The following is a 22,083-nucleotide window of genomic DNA, read 5'->3' as shown; positions in this document are numbered from 1 at the left end:
GAGAACCCGCCACCCATGCCCCCGCGCCTGAGCATCGTCGTCCCCGTCTACAACGTCGAGCTCTACCTCGACGAATGCCTGGAGTCCATAGCCGCCCAGACGTTCGACGACTTCGAGGTCGTCCTCGTCGACGACGGGTCCACCGACTCAAGCGCGGCGCTCGCCGAGGCCTTCGCGGCTCGCGACGCACGCTTCCGTCTGGTCCGTCAGAAGAACGCGGGGTTGGGTGCCGCCCGCAACGTGGGAGCCCGGCACGCGTCGGAGGGCAGCGAGTACCTGGCGTTCGTCGACAGTGACGACACCATGCCCACGGACGCCTACCAGCTGATGATCGACGCCCTGGACGAGACCGGGTCGGACTTCGCGGCCGGCAACGTCGAGCGCTTCCGCTCCGTCGGCAAGCAGCAGTCGTGGGGCCACCGGGCCGCATTCGCGAAGACCCGGCTGAAGACCCACATCTCCAAGTTCCCGGCGCTGGTCACCGACCGCACCGCGTGGAACAAGGTCTACCGGCGCACCTTCTGGGACGAGCACGGCTTCCAGTACCCGGAGGGCATCCTCTACGAGGACGCCCCCGTCAGCGTCCCCGCCCACTACTTCGCCACCAGCGTCGACATCATCAGCGACGTCGTCTACCACTGGCGGGTCCGCGAGACCGGCGAGCGCTCCATCACCCAGCGCTCCACCGACCCGGTGTCCCTCATCGACCGCGTGACCTCCGTCCGCCTGGTCCGCGAGGCACTGCTCGGCAAGTCCGGCGAGAAGTACGCCCGCTACCTGCGCGACTACGACCACAACGTGCTGTCCGAGGAACTCCCCCTCATCTACAAGTACGTGGACGAGGGCGGCCCGGACTTCCGCGCCGCCTTCGTGAAGGAGGTCGGCGGCCTCGTGCGGGAGATCGGCACCGGCCCCTGGCACGACCTGACCGTCGCCGACCGGCTCAAGGCCTACCTGGCCCGCGAAGGCCGCGTCGACGAGTTCATCGGACTCCTCCACCACCAGCGGGACTACAGCTACAGCGTGCCCGTGAAGGGACTGGCCCGCCCGCAGGCCGACTACCCCTTCCTCAAGGCTCCCGTCCCGCCCAAGCTGCTCACCCTCGGCCCGCGCGAGCGCCGCGTGGTCAGCCGGCTGGAGCACGCCTCCTGGGCCGAGGGGAAGCTCCTGCTCCGGGGTTACGCCGTCCCCGGCCACCTGGGCGCCGAGAGCCGACTCGGCACCCGCAAGATGCTGATCTTCCGGGAGAGCGGCAAGCGCCGTCGAAGCGTCGTCAGCACCCGCACCGTCGCCTCCCCGATGGCCTCCGTCAACGCGCCGCACCTGGCCCTGCGTCACGCCGACTGGGCCGGCTTCACCGCCGTCGTCGACCCCTCGGTCTTCCAGTCGGGCGGTACGTGGCGCGAGGGCATATGGTCCACCTCCATCGCCGTCACCGGCGCCGGAGGCCTGCACCGGGCCCGCCTCAAGGGCGGCGAGCACGACAGCGGACACACCCCGCCCGCGCACTGGGTCACCCCCGACGTGCGCATCCTGCCGATCATCGCCGGCTCCCTGACCGTCCAGGTCGAGATCGTCCGCGCCCGCGCCCTGGACGTGCGCCTGCTCGACGACAAGACCCTGGAACTGACCGGCGAACTGGCCGCCGAGGTCGGCGCGGGTGCCACCCTGCACGCCGAGCACACCGTGAGCGGCACCGTCCTCACCGTCCCGCTGACCACCCCCGAGGGCACCGCCGCCCGTCCCGGCGGCCGGATCCCCTTCACCGCGGCCGTCCCGCTGGACGGACTGAGCGCCGTGCCGGCCCCCGACCGCCGGCCCGGCGAATGGACGCCCGAGCCCTGGAACCTGACCGTGGTCCGCGCCGACGGGACCCGCCACCCGCTGGCGCACGACGAGCGCGGCGGCTTCACCGCCCTGGTCGCCACGCTGCCGGGGGACTCCGAGGGTCGCGCCGTCCTCGCCAAGCGCGCGATCAACGGCAACCTCATCCTCTCCGTGCAGGTCCCGCCGCCGCTGGTCGAGTCCGTCAGCGCCAAGAACGGCACCCTGACGCTGCGCGGCACCTTCAAGCTGCCCGCGTCAGCCGCCGACGAGCCGTACGAACTCGTCCTGCACAACCACAACGGCGTCGAGTTCAGCTACCCCGTCACCCGCGACGGCGACCGCTTCGAGGCCTCCTTCGAACCGGTGCTGCCGACCGCCTACGCGGGCCGCACCACCATCCCCCACGGCCGCTGGTGGCCCACCCTGCGTCCGGTGAGCGAGGGCGGAACCACCGCCGGCCTCCTCGGAGTCGAGCGCGGCGCTCCCGTACAGCTGGCGCCGCCCGCGCTGCTCTCCGGACCGCACCCGATCACCGTCGACGGCCGCCGGATGCGCGTCGAGGCCCGCTTCCACGACCGCATGGTGCTCGTCGCCGACCAACTGCTCAGCCCGCACGACCGCTCCCGGTACGCCCACCGGGTCGCCCGCGACGTGACCTACCCCGCGCAGCGGAACCTGCCGGTCAAGGACATGGTCGTCTACGACGTCTTCCAGGGGAACGGCGCCGGCGACGCGCCGCGCGCCATCCACGAGGAACTGCTGCGCCGCGGCGAGAAGCTGGAGCACGTCTGGCTGGTCCGCGACGGCCGCGTCGAGGTCCCCTCGACCGCGCGCGCCGTCCAGTACGACAGCCTGGAGTCCTGGGACGTCCTGGCCCGCGCCCGCTACTACGTCACCAACGACAGCGTTCCGAAGAGCTTCCGGCGCCGTCCCGGCCAGACCGTCGTCCAGACGTGGCACGGAACCCCGCTGAAGAAGATCGGCTACGACTTCACGCACGACTACTACACCAGCCCCGACGTGCTGGAGGGCCTGCGGCACGACAGCGCCCAGTGGTCGCTGCTCGCCTCGCCGAGTTCCTACGCCACCCCCGTCCTCAAGCGGGCCCTCGGCTTCGACGGTGAGGTCATCGAGACCGGTAGCCCCCGCACGGACGCCCTCGTGCGGCCCGACGCGGAGCGGGCGGCCGCGGTCCGGCGCCGGCTCGGCCTGCCCGAGGACAAGAAGGTCGTCCTCTACCTCCCCACCTGGCGTGAGAACCAGGAGGGGTGGAGCGGCGGCTACAAGCTCGACCTGCGGATCGACCTCGAAGCGGCCCGGCGCGAACTCGGCGAGGACCACGTCCTGCTCGTCCGCAGCCACTACCGGGTGACGGAGCAGGTCCGCGACGGCGTCCGCGACGGGTTCGTCGTCGACGTGTCCAACTGGCCCGACACCACGGACCTGCTGCTCATCGCCGACGTGCTGATCTCGGACTACTCCTCCGCGATCTGCGACTTCGCGCTCACGGACCGGCCGATCCTGATGTTCGCCTACGACCTGGAGCACTACCGCACCACGCTCCGCGGCTTCACCTTCGACCTGGAGAAGAAGGCGCCGGGCCCGCTGCTCCGGGACTCCGCGAGCCTGATCGAGGCCGTGCGGAACGCCGACGCGCTGGGCGTCGAGTACGCCCCGGCGCGGCAGGCCTTCCGCGAGGAGTTCTGCGACCTCGACGAGGGCCGTGCGGCCGAGCGGGTCGTCGACCGCATGCTGGAGATGTAGCCCGCAGGAGTGGTCCTGTGGACCGGCCCCGCGCCCACCGATGACTTTCGGGCGCGGGGCCGGTCTGTTGGTCGTGGGACGTGAGGTCCCGTCCACTTCCGACCGGAGGCAGTCATGGTCACCAAGGGTTTCACCACGTGTCTGTGGTTCGACGGCAGGGCCGAGGAGGCCGCCGACTTCTACCTGTCCGTCTTCAAGGACGGCAAGCGGGGTCGGATCGGCCGCTACACCGACGCGGGACCCGGCACGGCCGGCGAGGTGATGGTCGTCGAGTTCGAGATCAACGGGCAGCGGTTCATCGGCCTCAACGGAGGCCCGCAGTTCACCTTCAGCGAGGCCGTCTCCTTCCAGATCCACTGCGCGGACCAGGACGAGACGGACCACTACTGGGCGGAGCTGACCAGGGACGGCGGCGAGGAGGGCCCCTGCGGGTGGCTCAAGGACAAGTTCGGGGTGTCCTGGCAGGTCACGCCGATCGAGGCCCTCGACCTGGTCGCCGACCCGGATCCGGAGCGTGCCTCGCGGGCCATGAACGCCATGTACAAAATGAAGAAGCTCGACGTCGCCGTGATGCGCCGGGCCGCCGACGGCGCATGACCGGGGCACACTGACGCAGGGCGGCCGTCCGAGGGCGACGCGTCGACGGCCCGTGACCGACGACGCACGGGGGACGGCCCCGGCGCCCGCCGGCTCAGGCGCCCCGGGCGGCGATCCGGCTCAGCAGGGCCGGCAGCGCGGTCCCGATCGGCTCGTGGACGACCTCGTCGGCCAGCGCGTCGTACGGGGTCTCCTCCGCGTTCACGATGATCAGCCGGGCCCCGGCCTCGGCCGCCATCCCGGCCAGTGAGGCGGCGGGCTGGACCTGGAGGCTGGTGCCGACCGCGATGAAGACATGGCTTCCCTTGGCCACGGCCATCGCCCGACCCAGCACCTCAGGGTCGAGCCGCTGTCCGAACATCACGGTGGCCGTCTTCAGGATCCCGCCGCAGGCCGAACAGGGTGGGTCGGGCTCCCCGGCGGCCACCCGGGCCAGCACCTCGGCCGCCCCGAACCGGGCACCGCAGCCGGTGCACACCACCGACCGGGCCGTCCCGTGCAGTTCGAACACCTTGCGCGCGGGCATCCCCGCCAACTGGTGCAGCCCGTCGACGTTCTGCGTGATCACCCGCACCGGAGTGCCGCCGCGCTCCAGCTCCGCCACCGCGAGGTGCGCCGCGTTGGGCTGCGGTGCGGCGGCCCACAACTCGGCGCGCATCAGCCAGGACCGGCGGCGGATCTCCGGATCCGCCATGTAGTGCTCGTACGTCACGAGCTTCTCGGCGTCGGGGTCGCGCCGCCACAACCCCTGCGGCCCCCGATAGTCCGGAATACCGGAATCCGTGGACATTCCTGCCCCACTGAACACTGCGACGAGCGGCTTCCCCATGCCGCGACCCTACGCAGCCCACGCCCGCCGTCGCGACCCCATTAGCCGCGGCCCGTATCCGTCGGCCCCGGCCCGCCGGTTCGCGTTCCGGACCGGTCGGCTCTGGTACAACACCGGGCATGACGGGATTCGAGATCACCGGCGCGGGCGCCGCCGACATGGAACTGATGCGCTCCTGGGCCGCCGCGGAGGGCTGGGACCCGGGGGACTCCGACCGGTTCGCCTTCGCGGCGGCCGACCCGGAAGGCTTCCTGGTGGGTCGGCTCGACGGCGAACCGGCGGCCTGCGTCTCGGCCGTCCGCTACGGCACCGGCTTCGGCTTCATCGGCTTCTACATCACCCGCCCCGACCTGCGTGGACAGGGCTACGGGATCCAGGTGTGGCGGGCCGCGACGGCCCGGCTCGCCGGTCGGCTGGTCGGGCTGGACGGGGTCGTCGAGCAGCAGGACAACTACCGTGCGTCCGGGTTCCGTTCGGCCTGGACGAACATGCGCCACCAGGGGGTTCCCGGCGGCGACCCCGGGGAGGACGCCGCCGGCGTCGAGATCGTCGACGCGGCGGCCCTGCCCTTCGCCCGGCTCGCCGCCTACGACCGCCGTTTCTTCCCCGAAGCCCGCGACGCCTTCCTCTCCCTCTGGACGGCGCTTCCCGGTCACACCGCCCGCGCGGCCGTCCGCGACGGGCGGATCGAGGGCCTCGGCGTGATCCGCCCGTGCGGCTCCGGAGCCCCCCGGATCGGACCGCTCTACGCCGAGACCCCGGAGGTCGCCGCCACCCTGCTGCGGCGCCTCGCCGGGTACGCCCCGGGCGGGGAGGTCGTCCTGGACGTACCCGACGTGAACCCCGCGGCGACCGCCCTGGCCGCCGGCCTGGGTCTGGCCCCGGTCTTCGAGACCGCCCGCATGTACACGGGACCGGTGCCGGAACTGGACCTGGCCCGGCTGTACGGGATCACCAGCCTGGAACTGGGCTGACCGGAAGGCGGTGTTGCCGCCGGGCAGCCCGACCGTGCCCGGCCTCAGATCCCGAACAGCACGCCGTTGCTGGCGCGCAGGCCGCACGGGTTGCCGAAGGTGTAGGTGTAGCTGAGCTTGCGGCCCTCCCACACCCCGACCGCGGTGACCGTCATCGGGTCCCACTCCCGGGTGCACGCCGCGTCCGGGCGGGGTTCGGCGAGGGCGTCCAACACCGGTCCGTTCGCGCGCAGTTCGGCGCACGCGGCAGCCGGGTCGGGGTGCGTTCCGCCGGGCGTCGGAGAGCAGGTCAGCGTTGCCGCGCGCAGCACCGTGCCGCTGTCGACGTCCTCGCCCGCCGTCAGGCTGACCACGAGCGCGGACGGCGCGAACAGGCTCTGCGTCCCGGCCGGCGCCGCGCCGGCGGCGCCCGTTCCGGCGAGCGCGGTGACGGCGGTGAGCGCCATGGCGCCGGAGGCCAGCCCCAGATTCCTGGTGATGGACCGCATTTCGAACACTCCTCGGGTCGGCGTTTCGGATAACGGACGGGAGTCTTGCCCATCCGCGACCGGAAAGCCCGTTCGTACCCCCATTTCTCGTCACTGATCGTAAGCGCATGTGTGCAGTCCGCAGCGGTGGCGGCGCGCGTGACCTGTGGGGGAGCGGACCCGCGAATCGGCCGAACACCCACCCCGAAACCTTTCTTCAGCGGGTTCCGGGGGCTCAGCGGGTCGCACCGGTGCGCGGGGCGTAGAGGTCCATGAGCCGGGTGCGCGTCTGCTGGAGGCGGACGGCGAGGACCCGCCCGACCCAGTGCCCGACGGCGGACCCGAAGGCGGGATCGGCGTCCATGAGCAGGCGGACGGTCGGTCCGTCGAACTCGTACGCCCGCACCGGTGTCATCGCCTCGGCGCTCAACTGCCACACGTACGGCGGGAACAGCCAGGACCAGCCGACGAGTTCACCCGGTCCGAGGCTCTCCACGGGAGCGGACCGGTGGCCCGGCACGGGTATTTCGAGGGTCACCGTGCCCGAGCGCACGATCCAGAACGAATCGGCCCTGCCGCCCTCGTCGAAGATCCGCGAGCCCTCACGGAAATTGACCTCCCGGGCGTGGGACATCAATCGTCCCCGGTACTCGGTGGACAGGACGGCGGCGATCCGGATAGGGGAAGGTGTGCTCACGACGGCCTCCGATCACGACCCCCCACAGCCTGCTGCTCATCCCAGTGTCGCCGACGCGGGCCAGGATGGCTCCGACGCGTCGGCGCGGGTGTGCGCGGGCCCGCGGCGGCCCCCGCCACCAGGGGCTCGGGACGCCGCGGGCGGCGGGCCGCCGGACCCCGGCTACTCCTCCGCGGCGGCCTCCAGACAGGCCAGCTCCATGGCGTCGAGCACCGCCTCGTGGCTGCGCCGGCTCAGCTCGGCGACGTTCTCGATCTGTGCCGTCGCCCAGGCCGCCAGGGTCATCGCCAGCACCCGCAGGCCGTCGGTGCCGTGATCGGCGAGGATCCCGTCCGCGACGATCATGGCGTCCTCGGGCACCTGCTCCGGCGGCTCCAGCCCGGCGAGGCCGCGCAGCATCGTGAGGGTGCGCCGGGAGATCTCCGGAGTCATCCTCGCCAGCCGCATGTCTTCTTCTTCGTCCATCCGCCCCGCCCTTCGGTGCCATGGCCCGTCCCCCGCCTTGAGGGCACCGTAGAGGGGCACGGCGCCGGGCGGGGCTGTTTTCGGCGGGTGACCCTGTGCGAAGGGGTGGCCCGGGATCCGCGCGGTTGACGTGCCTCGGCGCCCACGCCCGGCCGTGCCCGGTGGTGGCCCGGCCGGGTCCGTCGCCGTGGCGTGGCCGTTCCGCGGCGCGATCGTTCCGGCGCGCCGAGGCCGTCCGAGACGGGTCGCGGATGCGAATTTTCGACCGGTTCTGCGCCTGACAGGTCAATTTTGCTGACCGGGCCGCCGATTCGCCCTAGGGTGCGCCCGTACGTATGTCCGTTCACCCGTTCACGGCCACGCGGACGTACGGTCGTGCGCCGTGCGCCCGGCGCGGCGCACGCGCAGTACCACGCACAACGAACTGGGGGGTTCATGCGCAGATCCAGAGGGCCGGCGGCCGCTCTCGCCCTGTCCCTGGCCGGTACCGGGGCGCTCGTCGGCCTCGGGTTCGCCCCGCAGGCCGCGGCCGTCACCCCACCCGTGGCCTTCACCGCCGACGCACTGCCGACCTGGCAGCCCAACGGCGTGGTCTGGGCCCTCGCGGAAGCGGGCGGCACGGTCTTCGTCGGAGGCACCTTCTCCGCCGTACGCCCGCCCGCGGGCACCGGCGGCAGCGAGAAGCCGGTGGTGAACTTCGCGGCGCTCGACGCCGCGACCGGCGCCCCGACGGCCTGCAACCTGTCCTTCACGGTCGGATCGGGGACGGCCACCGTCCGCGCGCTCACCGTCTCGCCCGACAAGAAGACCTTGTACGCGGGCGGCTACTTCGGCGCCGTCAACGGCACGCCGGTCTCCAGCATGGCCGCGATCGACGTGGCGACCTGCACCGTGAAGCAGTCCTTCCGACCCGCGTTCGCGGCCACCGTACGGGCCGTCGCCGTCACCGGCGACACGGTCTACGCGGGCGGCGACTTCCTCACCGTCGCCGGCCAGTCGCGGCAGCGCTTCGCGGCCGTCGCCACCGCCGACGGCTCACTGCGTCCCTTCACGGCCAACGCCGACGACCCGGGGCGCGCCGTCGAGGTCACCCCGGACGGCGAGAACGTCCTGCTGGGCGGGGACTTCTTCACCGTGAACGGAACGAACACGCACGCCCTGGCCGTCGTCGACGCCACGACCGGCGCCCTCACCAAGTCCTACGCGGGCTTCATCGAGACGAACTCGGTCGTCAAGGACATCGCCACCGACGCGACGGGCTTCTACACCGCCAACGAGGGCACCGGCGGAGGGGTCTTCGACGGCCGCATCGCCCTCGACCTCGCGGGCTTCGGCCAGCGCTGGCGCGACACCTGCCTGGGTGCCACCCAGGCCGTACTGCCGTACCAGAGCGTGCTCTACAGCGCCTCGCACGCCCACGACTGCGCGAGCGTCGGCGAGTTCCCCGACGGGCAGCGGCACCACCTGCTGGCCCAGCCGACCACCGGTGTCGGCAAATTGGGTTGGGCCCCGGACACCAACGACGGCATCGGCGAGGGCATCGGTCCGCGCGTGATGACGGTCGGTTCCAAGGGCGGGGCGCAGTACCTGTGGGTCGGAGGTGAGTTCACCACCGTCAACGGGGCGGCGCAGCAGGGCCTGACGCGCTTCTCGTCCACCGGTGACACCGGCGCGCCGACCGTGCCCGTCGCGAGCGCCTCCGCGTTCGGGCCGGGGGGTGTCCAGGTGCGCTGGCGCACCAGCCTCGACCTCGACGACAGCGCCCTGAGCTACCGGATCTTCCGCAACGGTGCGGCCTCGCCCATCGCGACGGTGACCGCCGACTCGCTGTTCTTCCGTCGGCCGCAGGCCTCCTGGACGGACACCACCGCCCAGGCCGGGCAGTCGTACACCTACCGGGTGACGGCCACCGACGCGGCGGGCAACACCAGTGCCCCGTCGGCGACGGCGGCCGTGACCGTCCCGACGTCGGCGGAGGCGTACCCGAGCAGGGTCCGCGCGGACGGCGCCCAGTTGTTCTGGCGCTACGACGAATCCGCCGCGCCCTACGTCGCGGACTCCTCGGACGGCGGCAACCAGGCGGGCGTGCACCTGAACGGGCCGGCCCTGCGCCAGACGCCCGCCGCGGTGACCGGCGCGAGCACGGCGATCGGTTTCAACGGGACGAACGCCCACGTCTACGGCGACCAGCGGCAGTCGGTCGGCGGCGCCTACAGCGTCGAGACCTGGTTCCGGACGAACACCACCCGGGGCGGCAAGCTCGTCGGCTTCGGCAACCAGCAGATCAACTCCAGCAGCCAGTACGACAAGCACGTCTACATGACCAACGACGGCCGGCTGGTCTTCGGCGTGTACACGGGCGCCACCCGCACCATCACCACTCCCGGCGCCTACAACGACAACCAGTGGCACCACGTCGTCGCCACCCAGGGGCCGGGCGGCATGACCCTGTACGTCGACGGCGTCCAGCGGGGCACCCTCGGCGTCACCACGCACGAGAACTTCTCGGGTTTCTGGCGCGTCGGCGGAGACGGGCTCGGCGGCTGGCCGGACCGTCCCACCAGCGAGCACTGGGCGGGCCAACTGGACGAGACCGCCGTGTACCCGACCGTTCTGAGCGCGGCGCAGGTGCAGAACCACCACGCCCTCGCCTCCGCCCCGGCCGACTCCGTCGTCCGGGTCACCGCCGCCGAGGACACGTACTCCAACGCGGGCGCCCCGGGCACCAACTACGGGGCCTCGGGCTCCCTGGCCGTCCGCGGTACCTCGGCGTACACGAGCCACCTGCGGTTCAACCTGCCCGCCGCACCTGCGGGCACGGTGCTCAAGTCGGCCACGCTCGGCGTGAAGACCAGCACGATGGCCGGCGCGGGCACCGTCGACACCGTCTCGGTCGTCCCGATCACCGGGGCGTGGACGGAGGACGGGACCACGCACAACAACCGTCCGGCGCTCGGTTCGCCGGCGCTCGGCTCCTTCGCCGGGATCCCGGACGGCTCCGCCGTGCACACCACGGGGCTGAACACGGCCGCCGTCGCGGGCGCGCTGGGCGGCGGCTACGGTCTGGCGCTGACCGGCGCGGGCACCGACGCCCTGTGGCTGTGGTCCTCGGAGGCGGCGGCCAACGAGGGGACGCCACAGCTGACGCTGACCTTCGTCGCTCCGTAGTCGGAGGGCGGTGAGGGGAGGGGCGCGGACCGGACGGCCGGTCCGCGCCCCTTCGCGTACGCCCGGCCCCCCTGTGTCCGGCCTCCGCGGCTATGCCCCGGGGGCGTGGTGGACGTGTGCCAGAACCTGCCGGAGCAGGTCTCCGACGTGCGCGTCGTGCAGTTCGTAGACCACGCTGCGGCCGTCGCGCCGGCCCGTGACGAGGTCGAGGTGGCGCAGCAGGCGCAGGTGGTTGGAGACGGTGGGCTGGCCGAGGCCGAGGTCGTCGGCGAGTTCCCCCACGGAACACGGCGCGTGCAGGAGGCGGGCCAGGATGCGGATCCTGGCGGGCGAGGCGAGGCCCTGCATGACCTCCGCGGCCGCTGAGGCGGCCGGCTCGGTGAGCAGGTGGGGCGCTGCGGCGGGGTCCATGGCCGGTTCCATGGCCGTCACCCTAGATCAGAAGATCAGGACGTGCACAGGTTCACATATTTAGAAGTGTTGATATATTGATGTCATGAAGACCGAGATGCGGAACGCCATGCGGAACGTCGCGCGGAACGCGATGCGGGAGGCCGGCGAGCGCGCCGAGCTGATCAGCGCCCTGCTCGCCCTCACCGTCTACCTCACCGGACTGACCCTCCAGCTGACCGGCAACGGAGGCCCCGCGTCCCGGGCCCTCTTCGTCGCCGCCTACGTCTTCGGCGGGTTCTTCACCCTCCGCGAAGCCATCGGCACCCTGCGCCGCGGCAGGTTCCAGGTCGACTTCCTCATGCTCGTCGCCGCCGCCGGCGCCGCCGTCATCGGCCGCTGGGAGGAGGGCGCCGTCCTCCTCGTGCTCTTCAGCCTCGGCCACGCCCTGGAGGAGTACGCGATGGGCCGTGCCCGGCGCTCCATCGAAGCCCTCGCCGAACTCGTCCCCCGCACCGCCCTCGTCCGCCGCACCGGGGGCGAGCCCGCCGAGGTGTCCGTCGAGGAACTCGCCGTCGGCGACACCGTCCTGGTCCGCCCGCACACCCGGGTGCCCGCCGACGGGTTCGTCGCCGCGGGCCGCAGCAGCGTCGACCAGTCACCCATCACCGGCGAGAGCGTGCCCGTCGACAAGGAGCCCGTCCCCGACCCCGCCGCCGCCCTCGCCGACCCGACCGCAGTCGACCCCGCAGCCCGCGTCCACGCGGGCACCGTCAACGGCTCCGGCACCCTCGACGTGATCGTCACCCACCTCAACCGCGACAACACCCTGGCCCGGGTCGTACGGATGGTCCAGGACGCCGAGGAGCGCACCTCACCCACCCAACGCTTCACCGACCGCTTCCAGAAGGTGTTCGTCCCGGTCGTCCTCGCACTCGTCTCGGCCCTGCTGGCCTACGGGGCCCTCAGCGGCGAGCCCTTCGCCGACAGCCTCTACCGGGCGATGGCCGTACTGGTCGCCGCCAGCCCCTGCGCGCTCGCCATCGCCACTCCCGCCGCCGTTCTCAGCGCCGTCGGCCGCGCCGCCCGTGGGGGAGTCCTCGTCAAGGGCGGCGCACCCCTGGAGGAGTTCGGCCGGCTGCGCACCATCGCCTTCGACAAGACCGGCACCCTCACCGAGGGCCGCCCCCACCTCACCGAGGTGGAGACCGCCGACGGCGCGGCCCGCGAGGACCTCCTGCGCACCGCCATCGCCGCCCAGCGGCTCAGCGACCACCCGCTCGCCCAAGCCGTCGTCCGCGACGCACCCGCTCTCCTGACCGGCACCGCCCCGGCCGCCGAGGCCGGCAACCTGCGCGCCGTCATCGGTCGCGGCGTCTTCGCCGAGGTCGACGGCGAGAGCGTCCACATCGGCAGCCTCTCCTACGCCGACACCCTCACCGGCGCCCCCGTCCCCGCCGCCCTGCGCGAGCGTACGGAGGCCCTCGCCCGCACCGGCCGCACCACGATGGTCGTGCGCCGCGGGGACCGCTGGCTCGGCACCCTCGGCCTGATGGACGCGCCCCGCGCCGAGGCCGCCGAGACGGTGGCCGCCCTACGGGCCCTCGGCATCACCCGCACCGTGATGCTCTCCGGCGACGACCAGCGGGTCGCCGACGCCGTCGGTCGGGACCTCGGCCTGGACGAGGTCCGCGGCGGCCTGATGCCGCAGGACAAGGTCACCGAGGTGACCCGGCTGCGCCGCACCGCCCGTACGGCCATGATCGGCGACGGGGTGAACGACGCCCCGGCCATGGCCGGAGCAACCGTGGGGGTCGCCATGGGCGCCGCCGGCTCCGCGGTGGCCCTGGAGACCGCGGACATCGCCCTGATGTCCGACGACCTGCGGCGACTGCCGTTCATCACCGGACTCAGCCGCCGCGCCGCCCGGGTCATCCGGCAGAACCTGTGGCTGAGCCTCGGTATCGTCGCCGTCCTCGTACCGGCCACGGCCCTGGGCATGGGCATCGGACCCGCCGTCCTCGTCCACGAGGGCTCCACGCTCGTCGTCGTCGCCAACGCCCTGCGGCTCCTGCGCCACCGCGACGACGCCTGAGGTCGGGGACGACCGAGGGCACCGCCCGGGGTGGGCGCGGGTGGCGGGACGAGGACGGAGGGAGCCCGGTCAGCGGGGCGGTTCGACCTCAAGGAAGCGCCGCCCCCGCGGCCCCCGGTACAGCAGGCACTCCCATCCGTGCCGCTCCAGTTCCGCGGCGCAGGCCGACAACCGCTCCCGTTCCTCCTCGGCGGCGCCCGAACCGGGGGGACCGGGCCAGGTCACCGTCACCGGGGCGGGGGTCCGCCCGACGGTGGCGCCGCCGTCCGTGCCGCTGACGTCCGCGCCGCCGGTCACCCGGTAGCCGGTCCGGCTGCGCCGGCCCCCGGCGTCCAGCGCCGACGGGGGGAAGCCCGCCGCCTCCAGGACCAGGGCCACCGCCCGCGGCACGGCCCGCAGCTCCCACGGGGCGGGGGCGTCCGTACCGTCGCCCAGGAGCCGGCGGATCTGCAACAGCCCCTCGTACGCGGTCCGCAACTCGCCCGCCCGCGCCTGCGGATCCGTCGGCGGACCGTCGCCGTCCGCCGGTTCGAAGCCCTCCCCGTGCCCACCGGCCATCGCGCACCCCTCTCCACCCGCGTCCGACTGAGTACCTCACCGGCAACGGCCTGAGTATCCGCCCCGATTCCCCGGAGCGCCGCCGTTGATGGAATGACGTCATGACCTCAGCACCCCCTTCGTACGCCGCGACCGCCGCGCGGGGTCCCCGCATGCGGTACGTGACCACCGCCGGCTCGGCCCTGGCCGTGGCGTTGGTGCCGCTCGTGGTGGGCGTGCTCGTCGCCAAGGGGGTGGCCGCCGATCCGCACGCCCCGGTCAATGCCCTGATCAGCGGCGGCGGCCAGCGCGCCGGACTGCCGGGTGTCGAATGGCGGCGGCGCGGGCACGGGGCGCTGCGCCGGCTGCGGACCGCCCGTGCGGGCACGGCCCGGCGCTGCGCGTCCGTTCGCGACCGCCGCCGTCCGGTCAGGAGGCCAGCGGTTCCTGAAGCTCGGTGACCCACTGCTCCGGGTCGTCGGGGCAGGCCAGGGTCAGCTCGCGGGCGTACCCGGCGGAGCGGTGGCCGTGCGCGTCGATCCACCGGGCGAGGGCCTGCGCGGTCGGTAGGACGCCGTCCATCGAGCCCCGGTGCACCACCGTCGCCGCCCGCTCCACCCCGGGCAACTCAACGATCCGTACCCCGGACCCGAGGTCCTCGACGCGCACGCCCGTCGCCACGGGCAGTCCGGCGCGCACCAGGACGGAGCCGGGCTCGGTGTCCGGAGCATCCTCGTAGCGGGCGAGGCCCGGCCCCGTCGGGGAGAGCCCGGCGGCCTCCAGGCGGCGGCACAGTTCTTCGAAGAGGGGGCCGATGACCGGCCCGATGTCCTGGGGGCGTAGCTCGCCGAGACGCCGCTCAGTTCGGCCAGCCGGACGGCCGGGAGGCTCTTGACGACGATTTCGTCCGTGGGCATGGTTCCCTCGTTCTCGATGGTCCGGAGCCTCGTCCCGACCCGGTTGAGGCGGGCGGTCGCCTCGGCCACGGCGCTCTCCAGTTCCGCCCGGCGCAGCCGCAGCATGCCGCGGAGTTGCTCCGGGGTCACCTTCTCGTCGAGGACCGCCCCCACCTGTTCCAGGGTGAAGCCGAGGTCCTTGAGCGCGATGACGCGGTTGAGGCGGGCCAGTTGGGCCGCCTCGTAGAAGCGGTAGCCGCTGGACGGGTCGACACGCGCCGGGCGCAGCAGTCCGAGGGCGTCGTAGTGACGCAGCATGCGGACCGACACCCGGCCGTGCTTGGCGAAGTCTCCGATGGTGAACATGACGTCTCCCAGTGCACGGCCTGACACGGTGTGAGGGTCAAGTCTGTCGGGTGCGGCGCACAGGTGTCGGAGTGGGGGCGGGGCCGCGACGGTCGGGCGGGCGACCGGCGAATGTCCGAGGAAGCCCGGGCGTCGCGACGGTCGGTCAGCGGCCGTACTGGCGCACGCACAGGTCGACGACCGACGGTGGGACGGTGCCCTCGGCGGCGGCGCACAGTTCCTCGCCCCGGGGCAGCCGCGGGGCTGCCGGGCGGGGAACACGCGGCGGCGTGGGCTGCGCCGGCCGAGCGCGCCGGGGCGCCGTCGGCTTCGCGTGCCGGCGGGCGGGTGGGTCCGCCTTGCGGGTGCGCGGAGCGGCGGCCGGGGCGTCGCGGGCGTCCTCCCGTACGTCGTCCCGCACTTCCCCTCGCGGCCGGTCGTCCGGCCCGGCTCCGGGGTCCGGGGCGGCGGGCTCCGGGTCGGGCAGCGGGCTCAGGGGCAGCGATGCGGGCGGGCCGTCATCGGGGCGACGCCCCTCGGGAGCGTCCTGCCGGCCGAGCGGCGGCGTGGAACCGCGTACCGGGCCGGCGGCGCCGGACTCCTGGCCGACGGAGACGCAGCCGGCGCTCGCGAGGAGAGCCAGCAGGGAGAGGGGCAGGGTGGCCCGGCGTAACTGCATCCGACCACCATGCCGCAGTCCGGGGCCCGCCGAGGGCGAACCTCACGCGTCCGGGTGACGGTGGGTCGGGTACGGGGTGGGCCCGCAGGGGGTGCCGGTCGGGTCCCGGGGGACCGGGGTGTCCGATGCGGGCCGTTGCTGAATCGACTCCGCACGGCGGGACCGAACCGGTGGCCACCGCCGCAGAATGGGCCCGACCGCCGGCGGCACCACACGGCGGCGCTGGTGACGGGGGAGGCGCGACCCCCGGAGCCCGGCGCCACCGTGCCGCGTGCACTCCGCCGGACCGCCCACCCGTACGGAGCCCCGCACATGCCCTTCGCCGCCGCGCCCAACACCCCCGATCCCGAGCCCCGTTCCGTGGCCGATCCCGAAACGGGGCCCGAGCCCGAAACGGGGCCCGAGCCCGAAACCGGTTCTGATCCCGGCGCCGGCTCCGCTTCCGGCTCGGGCATCGGCTCCGACGTCGGAACCGACGGCGGCGCGGACGGAGGCCCCGGCCGCGCCACCGGCCCGGACCGTGAATCCGCCGGGGGGTCGGCCGCCGGGGCGGGGGCCGTGAAGGGGTGGGCGGCCGTGGCGGCCGTGTCGCTGGGAATCTTCGGCCTGATCACCTCAGAACTGCTGCCCGTCGGGCTCCTGACGCCCGTCGGGGCCGCGCTCGGGGTGTCCGACGGGACCGCCGGGCTGATGGTCACCGTCCCCGGACTCGTCGCCGGCTTCTGCGCCCCGCTCGTCACCGTCGGCGCCGCCCGCGTCGACCGGCGTCACGTCCTGTGCTTGCTGATCGCGCTGATGGCCGTCGCCAACCTGGTCGCCGCCGTCGCGCCGTCCTTCGCCGTCGTGTTGGCCGCCCGGCTGCTGGTCGGCATCAGCGTCGGCGGGTTCTGGGCCGTGGCGGGCGGGCTCGCCGTCCGGCTGGTCCCCGCCCGACACGTCGGACGGGCCACCGCCGTGATCTTCGGCGGCGTTCCCACCGCCTCCGTGCTCGGCGTGCCCGCGGGAACGCTGCTCGGAGAATTCGGCGGCTGGCGAGCGGCGTTCGGTGCCGTCGGCGCCCTCGGCGTCGTCACCCTGGCCGCCCTGCTCCTCCTGCTGCCCGCGCTCCCCCCGACCAGGCCCGTCGCCCTCGCCGAACTGCCCGCCCTGCTGCGCCACAACCGCGGCGTCCGCGCCGGGGTCGTCGTCACGTTCCTGGTGGTGACGGGGCAGTTCGCCGCCTACACCTTCGTCACCCCGGTCCTGCGGGAGGTCTCCGGGGTCGCGCCGGGCTCGATCAGCACTCTCCTCCTCGGCTACGGGGTCGCCGGTGTCGCCGGGAACTTCGTGGCCGGGCCGCGCGACCCGCGTCGTACGCTGCTCGCGGTCGGCGCCACCCTGGCCGTAGTCCTCACGCTGATCGCCGTGTTGCCCGGAGCCCCCGTCGGAACCGCCCTGTTGCTCGTCTGGGGGCTCGTGTACGGCGGGGTCTCCGTCAGCCTGCAGAGCTGGATGATCAAGGCTGCACCGCAGGCGACCGAAGCGGCCTCCTCCCTGATGGTGGCCATGTTCAACCTCGCCATCGCGGCGGGCGCGCTCACCGGCGGCCTCGTGGTGGACCGGGTCTCCGTGGCCGCCGCCCCGCTGACGGGCGCCGCCCTCATGCTGCTCGCGGCGCTCACGGTGGCCGCCGCCCGCCGGTACCCGGCGACGCCCGTCACCGAAGTCCCCGACCACCGGCACGGCGGGCAGGTCGAGCCGGTGCGCGAGCGCCCCGGAAACGCGTCCCCGGCCGACCACTGACGCACCCGGGGATGAATGGGGCGGATCGGGCATCCGGCTTGACCGGAGTGGTCCCGGAGGGAAAGAGTCCGATCAAGAACCGCCGTAAGGGCTGCCCTCGGAGATACCCCACATGTCGATGTCCGTCCGTCCCCTGCCCGCCCCCGCCCTGAGGCTCCTCGGTACCGGCCGTTCCCGCGGGGATGTCGTCGAGGGCGACGCCCGGCGGGCCCGGGGCTCGAACGGCGTCGTCGCGGTCGGTGGGAACGCGGACTTCGGTGGCGGGCCCCGGGCCGCCGGCACCCACCGCGGGGTCCCCGGTGGTGGACGGGCCGCGGGGCGCTCGCCGGCGCCGACCGGCCGGGACGCGGCGGCCCCGCTCCCCGGCGGCGGGACCCCGGTGCCGTCCGGCGGATCGGACACGGTCCCGGTCGCCCGGCGGCGCGGGGCCTGACCGGCCGGCCGGGGGTCGGTACCGCACCGCCGGCTGATCCCGTCCTCTCTTCCTCCGCTGCCGGGCAGCCGCCCGCCAGTGCCCCCGACCGGCCCCCGGGCGGCTCCCTCCCGGCGCCCCCGTCGGCCCGTCCGCATGACGCCCCCAGTCCGGAGACCAGCGTGTCGCACCACACCGAGCAGCGCGGAACCGTTCCCGACGACCGCCTGCTCGTCCGCCCGTACGTCACCCCGCCCGCGGACCCGGCCCCCGCCACGACCCCCGCCTGGCCGCTCGGCCCGTCGACGGCACCGGTACGGGTACCCGCCCCGGTGGGTGCCCCGGAGGGTCAGGCGTCCACCGCCGAGGGGCGGCGCGGCAACCGGCGGCCCCTGATGGTGCTCGCGCTGCTCGCGCTCGCCGCCGCGGGCACCCTCGTGGTGCTGCTCCGTTCCCCCGAACCGGAGCCCGCCCGGGCCGTCCCGCCGCCGGACCTGTCCGTTCCCGTCCTGCCCGCCCGCAGCCCGGGCGCCGACGGCACCACCGACCCGCACACCCCGGTCGGGACCACACCCTCCCGATCCGCGTCCGGCACCCCCGCCACCACCCCGGCCGGTCCCGCGGCGGGGGCGCTCCCCACGTCGCCGCCCACCCCCACCCCGGCACCGCCCCGGACGCCGCCCCCGACCGCCGCGAAGCCGTCGCCCGCGACCCCCGGCACCCTCCGCCCCGGAGACCGGGGCGCCCAGGTGCGCGATCTTCAGGAACGGCTCCACGGACAGGGGTTCACCTACGTTTCGACGACCGGGGTCTACGACGCGCAGACCGAGCGCGGCGTGGCCCAGTTGCAGCGGGACCGCAGCATCAAGGGCGATCCGCACGGTGTCTACGGACCGGCGACCCGCGCCGCCTTCGGGTGATCCCCGTGGCCCGGCCGAGCAGGCCCTACGGCGCCGGTGTCGAAGCCGCGGTGCCGCACAGCGCCCGTCGGCGCAAGGTCGACAGGGCGTCGTCGATGGGGTGGGGCTGGGGGACCCCCGCTGAGTCACGTTCGTTCCAGCGCTCCAGGTTGACCGCGACCGACAGCTGACGTGCGCCGTCGGACCGGGTCAGCGACACGGTCCTCGCTCCCCAGACCGAGCCGTCGTGCCCCCAGAACGTGCCGCAACCCTCGATGTCGACCTTGTGCAGGCCGAGGCCGTACTCGATCGTCGAACCGTCCAGGGCGCGCACCGGAACCGTGCGCTGCATCTGCTCCAACGATGACCGGCTGACGATCCTGCCGTCGAGCAGCTTGCCGTAGAAACGGTTGAGGTCCTCCATGGTGGAGACGAGGGCGGCGCCCGTTCCCAACCAGGACGCGTCGTAGACGCTGTAGTCGCGGGGCGGGTCGATCAGGCCGTACATGGCCTCGTACATGCGCGGGTGGGGCCCGTCGAGGCGCGGCCCGGTCGGGAAACCGGTGTGCCGAAGGCCGGCGCGTTCGATGACGTTGCGGGTGATGTACCGCTCGGCGGTGGTGCCGGTCACCCGTTCCAGGAGCTCGCCGAGGAGCAGGTAGTTGGTGTTGGAGTACACGCCGACGCGGTCCCCGGGCTCACCCGAGGGCGGCGCAGCCAAGCCCATCGCGATCAGTTCGGCCGGTCGGAACTGCCGGAACCGGTTGTCGTCCAGGCTCGTGGGCGCGTTCTGTTGGAGGGACGGGAACGCGTGGACGATGTAGTCGGGGAGGCCGCTGGTGTGGTTGAGCAGCATCCGGACCGTGATCTTCCTGCCGCGTTCCCCCGGTACCAGTTCGGGCAGGTGGTCGCCGATGGGAGCGTCGAGCCGGATCCGCCCCCGCTCGACCTGCTGCATGATCGCGGCGGCGGTGAACGTCTTGGTGATGCTGCCGACGCGCTGGCGCATCTCGACGGCGACGGGGCGCCCGGTGGTGAGATCCGCGACCCCGGAGGCGCCCCGCCAGGTCCGGGCGGCGTCGCGCACCTCGCCGAACACCCCCGGTACGCCCGCGCGGTGGACGCCGTCGAGGGCGGACCGCAGCTGCGCGGGGTCGATACGGGTGGTGCCGGTGGTCGCGGTATGCGGGGAGGGCGCCGCCGCCACCGTACCGGCGCAGGCGGTGATCGTGGCCACGCCGGCGCAGAGCGCCAGTCGGATCTTCGAGCGGAGCTGCATGGGTCCGTCCTTCGGTCGATGTCCGGGTGTTCGGGTGTCCGGGTGCGTGAGGGCGTGCGTGCGGATGCGAGCGCATGGGTGCGCGGGCGCGCGGGTGTGCCTGCGGGAAAAGGGTGTTCGGGCGGATCGGGGCGTCGTCGGTGGGCCTCCCGGGCCGGCCGGTGGCCACGGAACCGGCCGGCCGGGCTCAGTCGGCCAGGGCCCGGCGCAGGGCGGCGCCGAGTTCGGCGTTCTGCCGCTGGGAGATCTCCGCGGACAGGATCGCCTGCGAACCGTGGAAGGTGCCGGGCCACTGGTGGACCTCGACCGACACCCCCGCCCGGAGCAGGCGCAGCGCGTGCGTCAGGCCCTCGTCACGGTTCGGGTCGAACTCGGCGGTGGCGATGTAGGCCGGAGGCAGCCCCGACAGGTCCTCGGCGCGGGCCGGGGCGGCGTACGGGGTCGCGGGCCGGCCGCCGAGGTAGTGCCGCCACCCGGCGGCTGCCTTGTCCCGGTGGAACCAGGGCGTATCGGTGAAGTTGCGCGCCGACCACGTGTCCTGCCGGTCGTCGAGCCCCGGCTGGTTGAGGAGTTGGAAGCGGACCGCGGGCCCCTCCTCGTCGCGTGCCCGCAGCGCCGCGGCGGACGCCAGGTTGGCGCCCGCGCTGTGGCCGCCCACCGCGATGCGGTCCGGGTCGACGCCGAGTTCGGCCGCGTTCTCGACGGCCCAGCCCAGGACGGCGTAGGTGTCGTCCAGGGCGGCGGGGAAGGGGTGTTCGGGGGCGAGCCGGTAGTCGACCGAGATCACCACGGCGCCGGATCCGGCGGCTATCCGGCCGGCCCACGGATGCTCGGTGTCCAGGTCGCCCAGGAGGAATCCGCCGCCGTGCATCCAGACGACGGCGCCCCGAGCCCGGCGCGGGCGGTAGACGCGCACCCGGACCGGAGGATCGGCGGGCACCGTCAGGTCCTCGACGTCGATGTCGGTGAGGTCCGGGGCGGGTACGGCGGCGGCCAGTTCAGCGAAGCTCTTGCGGGCCGTCACCGGATCGGTGAGGTCGGTGCGGGGGAACAGCGCGACGAACGCTTCGAGTTCGGGGTCCATGGCGACCATCCTCACGGTCCCGCCCGCCCCGGGTCGCCCGCCACCCGTCGGGCATTGCCCGCCGATCACGCGCCGAACGGCGCCCGCGCCCGCACGGCGCCGCGAGACCGGCGTCGACGTCGACGCGGGGACCCGCGCCCGCACGGCGGCCCGGTGGTCACCCCCCGGCGATGAGAGCGGGCAGTTCGCGCATGTCGTCGAAGACGACGGTGCCGGGGCCTTCGAGCTGCTCGGGGCGGGTGAGCCCGCCGGCGTAGCCGAAGGACCGCATGCCCGCGGCACGCGCCGCCAGAACGCCCGGCCGGCTGTCCTCGACGACCACGCACGCGGCGGGGTCGACCCCCATCCGCTGCGCCGCGTAGAGGAACAGGTCCGGTGCCGGCTTGCCCCGGGACACCTCGGAGGCGCTGTGGATGCGACCCGCGAAGCGCTCGTGGAGGCCGGTGCGGCCGAGGGTGTGGCGCATCTTCTCGTGGGAGCCGCTGGAGGCGACGCACATCGGCAGGGTGATCGCGTCGAGCGCCTCGGGCAGCCCCTCGACGGGGGACAACGCCGTTTCCACGGCCTCCCGGTGAAGCTGCTCGAACCTCTCCCACCACAGGACGGAAGTCTCCTCGCCGAGCCGCGCGGCGACCTGCTCGCGGATGGACACACCGGAACGCCCGATGAACCGGTCGATGACCTCGGCCTCGGTCAAGGACCAGCCGAGCTCCGCTCCCAGAGCGACCTGGACGCGCACGGCGATGCGTTCGCTGTCGACCAGCACTCCGTCGCAGTCGAATATGACGAGTTCAATCGGCTTGATCATCTCCGCAGCATAGGCGGGCCGCCCGGTGCTCCCGGCCACCCCGTCGTGGGTCCGCCCCTAGGACCTGTCGTCGAACTCCCGTCTGCCTC

19 protein-coding genes and 1 pseudogene are annotated in these 22,083 nt (G+C 73.8%); 9 read left to right on the top strand and 11 right to left on the bottom strand.

Features of this window, described 5'->3' with window-relative positions; translation table 11 throughout:
• Positions 1 to 15: 15 nt before the first annotated feature.
• Positions 16 to 3,591 (top strand): bifunctional glycosyltransferase/CDP-glycerol:glycerophosphate glycerophosphotransferase, encoded by a 3,576-nt coding sequence (locus ACZ58N_RS01830; protein WP_471154352.1) that lies wholly within the window; start codon positions 16 to 18, stop codon positions 3,589 to 3,591.
• A gap of 114 nt (positions 3,592 to 3,705) precedes the next feature.
• Complete coding sequence (locus ACZ58N_RS01825; protein WP_471154351.1) at positions 3,706 to 4,188, top strand: VOC family protein; 483 nt, start codon at positions 3,706 to 3,708, stop codon at positions 4,186 to 4,188.
• A 94-nt stretch (positions 4,189 to 4,282) separates the two neighbouring features.
• On the opposite strand, the gene ACZ58N_RS01820 is transcribed toward ACZ58N_RS01825, so the two are convergent.
• On the bottom strand, positions 4,283 to 5,017 hold the full coding sequence (locus ACZ58N_RS01820) for an SIR2 family NAD-dependent protein deacylase (RefSeq protein ID WP_471154349.1): 735 nt from the start codon (positions 5,015 to 5,017) through the stop codon (positions 4,283 to 4,285).
• Between the two features lie 119 nt (positions 5,018 to 5,136).
• On the opposite strand from ACZ58N_RS01820, the gene ACZ58N_RS01815 reads away from it, so the two are divergent.
• Positions 5,137 to 5,991 carry a GNAT family N-acetyltransferase gene (locus tag ACZ58N_RS01815; protein ID WP_471154348.1) on the top strand — a complete coding sequence of 285 codons (855 nt, stop codon included), beginning with the start codon at positions 5,137 to 5,139 and terminating at the stop codon, positions 5,989 to 5,991.
• 44 nt (positions 5,992 to 6,035) lie between these two features.
• On the opposite strand, the gene ACZ58N_RS01810 is transcribed toward ACZ58N_RS01815, so the two are convergent.
• The 3 genes from ACZ58N_RS01810 to ACZ58N_RS01800 all read right to left on the bottom strand — a co-directional run bounded on the left by ACZ58N_RS01810 (position 6,036) and on the right by ACZ58N_RS01800 (position 7,620).
• Positions 6,036 to 6,479 (bottom strand): subtilase-type protease inhibitor, encoded by a 444-nt coding sequence (locus tag ACZ58N_RS01810; RefSeq protein ID WP_471154345.1) that lies wholly within the window; start codon positions 6,477 to 6,479, stop codon positions 6,036 to 6,038.
• Positions 6,480 to 6,693: 214 nt separating this feature from the next.
• Positions 6,694 to 7,155, bottom strand: coding sequence for a Crp/Fnr family transcriptional regulator (locus tag ACZ58N_RS01805; protein WP_471154343.1), 462 nt, complete (start codon positions 7,153 to 7,155; stop codon positions 6,694 to 6,696).
• A gap of 162 nt (positions 7,156 to 7,317) precedes the next feature.
• Positions 7,318 to 7,620 (bottom strand): hypothetical protein, encoded by a 303-nt coding sequence (locus tag ACZ58N_RS01800; protein WP_281211262.1) that lies wholly within the window; start codon positions 7,618 to 7,620, stop codon positions 7,318 to 7,320.
• A gap of 435 nt (positions 7,621 to 8,055) precedes the next feature.
• Between ACZ58N_RS01800 and ACZ58N_RS01795 the strand changes: the two genes are divergently transcribed.
• Positions 8,056 to 10,788 carry a LamG-like jellyroll fold domain-containing protein gene (locus ACZ58N_RS01795; RefSeq protein WP_471154340.1) on the top strand — a complete coding sequence of 911 codons (2,733 nt, stop codon included), beginning with the start codon at positions 8,056 to 8,058 and terminating at the stop codon, positions 10,786 to 10,788.
• A gap of 90 nt (positions 10,789 to 10,878) precedes the next feature.
• Here ACZ58N_RS01795 and ACZ58N_RS01790 read toward each other — a convergent pair whose 3' ends face one another.
• Positions 10,879 to 11,211, bottom strand: a complete 333-nt coding sequence (locus ACZ58N_RS01790) for an ArsR/SmtB family transcription factor (RefSeq protein ID WP_471154337.1) — start codon at positions 11,209 to 11,211, stop codon at positions 10,879 to 10,881.
• Positions 11,212 to 11,284: 73 nt separating this feature from the next.
• Here ACZ58N_RS01790 and ACZ58N_RS01785 point away from each other — a divergent pair, with 73 nt between their 5' ends.
• Positions 11,285 to 13,273 (top strand): heavy metal translocating P-type ATPase, encoded by a 1,989-nt coding sequence (locus ACZ58N_RS01785; RefSeq protein ID WP_471154334.1) that lies wholly within the window; start codon positions 11,285 to 11,287, stop codon positions 13,271 to 13,273.
• A gap of 69 nt (positions 13,274 to 13,342) precedes the next feature.
• On the opposite strand, the gene ACZ58N_RS01780 is transcribed toward ACZ58N_RS01785, so the two are convergent.
• On the bottom strand, positions 13,343 to 13,831 hold the full coding sequence (locus ACZ58N_RS01780) for a hypothetical protein (RefSeq protein ID WP_471154331.1): 489 nt from the start codon (positions 13,829 to 13,831) through the stop codon (positions 13,343 to 13,345).
• Positions 13,832 to 13,932: 101 nt separating this feature from the next.
• Between ACZ58N_RS01780 and ACZ58N_RS01775 the strand changes: the two genes are divergently transcribed.
• Positions 13,933 to 14,271, top strand: a complete 339-nt coding sequence (locus tag ACZ58N_RS01775; protein WP_471154329.1) for a hypothetical protein — start codon at positions 13,933 to 13,935, stop codon at positions 14,269 to 14,271.
• Here ACZ58N_RS01775 and ACZ58N_RS01770 read toward each other — a convergent pair.
• Together ACZ58N_RS01770 and ACZ58N_RS01765 are read right to left on the bottom strand one after the other, a co-directional pair.
• Positions 14,240 to 15,072: pseudogene (locus ACZ58N_RS01770) on the bottom strand (MerR family transcriptional regulator). The gene ACZ58N_RS01775 and the pseudogene ACZ58N_RS01770 sit on opposite strands and share 32 nt — an antisense overlap.
• 145 nt (positions 15,073 to 15,217) lie before the next feature.
• Positions 15,218 to 15,730 (bottom strand): hypothetical protein, encoded by a 513-nt coding sequence (locus ACZ58N_RS01765; protein ID WP_471154326.1) that lies wholly within the window; start codon positions 15,728 to 15,730, stop codon positions 15,218 to 15,220.
• Between the two features lie 264 nt (positions 15,731 to 15,994).
• Between ACZ58N_RS01765 and ACZ58N_RS01760 the strand changes: the two genes are divergently transcribed.
• The 3 genes from ACZ58N_RS01760 to ACZ58N_RS01750 all read left to right on the top strand — a co-directional run bounded on the left by ACZ58N_RS01760 (position 15,995) and on the right by ACZ58N_RS01750 (position 18,844).
• Complete coding sequence (locus ACZ58N_RS01760) at positions 15,995 to 17,512, top strand: MFS transporter (protein WP_471154324.1); 1,518 nt, start codon at positions 15,995 to 15,997, stop codon at positions 17,510 to 17,512.
• A 112-nt stretch (positions 17,513 to 17,624) separates the two neighbouring features.
• Positions 17,625 to 17,945, top strand: coding sequence for a hypothetical protein (locus tag ACZ58N_RS01755; protein WP_471154321.1), 321 nt, complete (start codon positions 17,625 to 17,627; stop codon positions 17,943 to 17,945).
• Positions 17,946 to 18,106: 161 nt separating this feature from the next.
• On the top strand, positions 18,107 to 18,844 hold the full coding sequence (locus ACZ58N_RS01750) for a peptidoglycan-binding domain-containing protein (RefSeq protein ID WP_471154319.1): 738 nt from the start codon (positions 18,107 to 18,109) through the stop codon (positions 18,842 to 18,844).
• Between the two features lie 25 nt (positions 18,845 to 18,869).
• Here the strand turns inward: ACZ58N_RS01750 and ACZ58N_RS01745 are convergent, their stop codons facing one another.
• From ACZ58N_RS01745 to ACZ58N_RS01735, 3 genes are all read right to left on the bottom strand, one after another.
• On the bottom strand, positions 18,870 to 20,102 hold the full coding sequence (locus ACZ58N_RS01745; protein WP_471154316.1) for a serine hydrolase domain-containing protein: 1,233 nt from the start codon (positions 20,100 to 20,102) through the stop codon (positions 18,870 to 18,872).
• A 187-nt stretch (positions 20,103 to 20,289) separates the two neighbouring features.
• Positions 20,290 to 21,186, bottom strand: coding sequence for an alpha/beta hydrolase (locus tag ACZ58N_RS01740; RefSeq protein WP_471154314.1), 897 nt, complete (start codon positions 21,184 to 21,186; stop codon positions 20,290 to 20,292).
• 157 nt (positions 21,187 to 21,343) lie between these two features.
• Positions 21,344 to 21,994 (bottom strand): HAD family hydrolase, encoded by a 651-nt coding sequence (locus ACZ58N_RS01735; protein ID WP_471154312.1) that lies wholly within the window; start codon positions 21,992 to 21,994, stop codon positions 21,344 to 21,346.
• Between the last annotated feature and the right edge of the window lie 89 nt (positions 21,995 to 22,083).

It is taken from the genome of Streptomyces sp. NPDC040432 (assembly GCF_055595445.1).
This window is presented reverse-complemented; position numbering and strand designations above follow the sequence as displayed.

Bases quoted from the DNA above. Each gene is read 5' to 3' on its own strand.
- ACZ58N_RS01765 (WP_471154326.1), bottom strand. From the start codon at position 15,730: ATGCAGTTACGCCGGGCCACCCTGCCCCTCTCCCTGCTGGCTCTCCTC.
- ACZ58N_RS01775 (WP_471154329.1), top strand. From the start codon at position 13,933: ATGACCTCAGCACCCCCTTCGTACGCCGCGACCGCCGCGCGGGGTCCC.
- ACZ58N_RS01810 (WP_471154345.1), bottom strand. From the start codon at position 6,479: ATGCGGTCCATCACCAGGAATCTGGGGCTGGCCTCCGGCGCCATGGCG.
- ACZ58N_RS01820 (WP_471154349.1), bottom strand. From the start codon at position 5,017: ATGGGGAAGCCGCTCGTCGCAGTGTTCAGTGGGGCAGGAATGTCCACG.
- ACZ58N_RS01780 (WP_471154331.1), bottom strand. From the start codon at position 13,831: ATGGCCGGTGGGCACGGGGAGGGCTTCGAACCGGCGGACGGCGACGGT.
- ACZ58N_RS01755 (WP_471154321.1), top strand. From the start codon at position 17,625: ATGTCGATGTCCGTCCGTCCCCTGCCCGCCCCCGCCCTGAGGCTCCTC.
- ACZ58N_RS01830 (WP_471154352.1), top strand. From the start codon at position 16: ATGCCCCCGCGCCTGAGCATCGTCGTCCCCGTCTACAACGTCGAGCTC.
- ACZ58N_RS01785 (WP_471154334.1), top strand. From the start codon at position 11,285: ATGAAGACCGAGATGCGGAACGCCATGCGGAACGTCGCGCGGAACGCG.
- ACZ58N_RS01800 (WP_281211262.1), bottom strand. From the start codon at position 7,620: ATGGACGAAGAAGAAGACATGCGGCTGGCGAGGATGACTCCGGAGATC.
- ACZ58N_RS01815 (WP_471154348.1), top strand. From the start codon at position 5,137: ATGACGGGATTCGAGATCACCGGCGCGGGCGCCGCCGACATGGAACTG.
- ACZ58N_RS01735 (WP_471154312.1), bottom strand. From the start codon at position 21,994: ATGATCAAGCCGATTGAACTCGTCATATTCGACTGCGACGGAGTGCTG.
- ACZ58N_RS01795 (WP_471154340.1), top strand. From the start codon at position 8,056: ATGCGCAGATCCAGAGGGCCGGCGGCCGCTCTCGCCCTGTCCCTGGCC.
- ACZ58N_RS01740 (WP_471154314.1), bottom strand. From the start codon at position 21,186: ATGGACCCCGAACTCGAAGCGTTCGTCGCGCTGTTCCCCCGCACCGAC.
- ACZ58N_RS01745 (WP_471154316.1), bottom strand. From the start codon at position 20,102: ATGCAGCTCCGCTCGAAGATCCGACTGGCGCTCTGCGCCGGCGTGGCC.
- ACZ58N_RS01790 (WP_471154337.1), bottom strand. From the start codon at position 11,211: ATGGAACCGGCCATGGACCCCGCCGCAGCGCCCCACCTGCTCACCGAG.
- ACZ58N_RS01825 (WP_471154351.1), top strand. From the start codon at position 3,706: ATGGTCACCAAGGGTTTCACCACGTGTCTGTGGTTCGACGGCAGGGCC.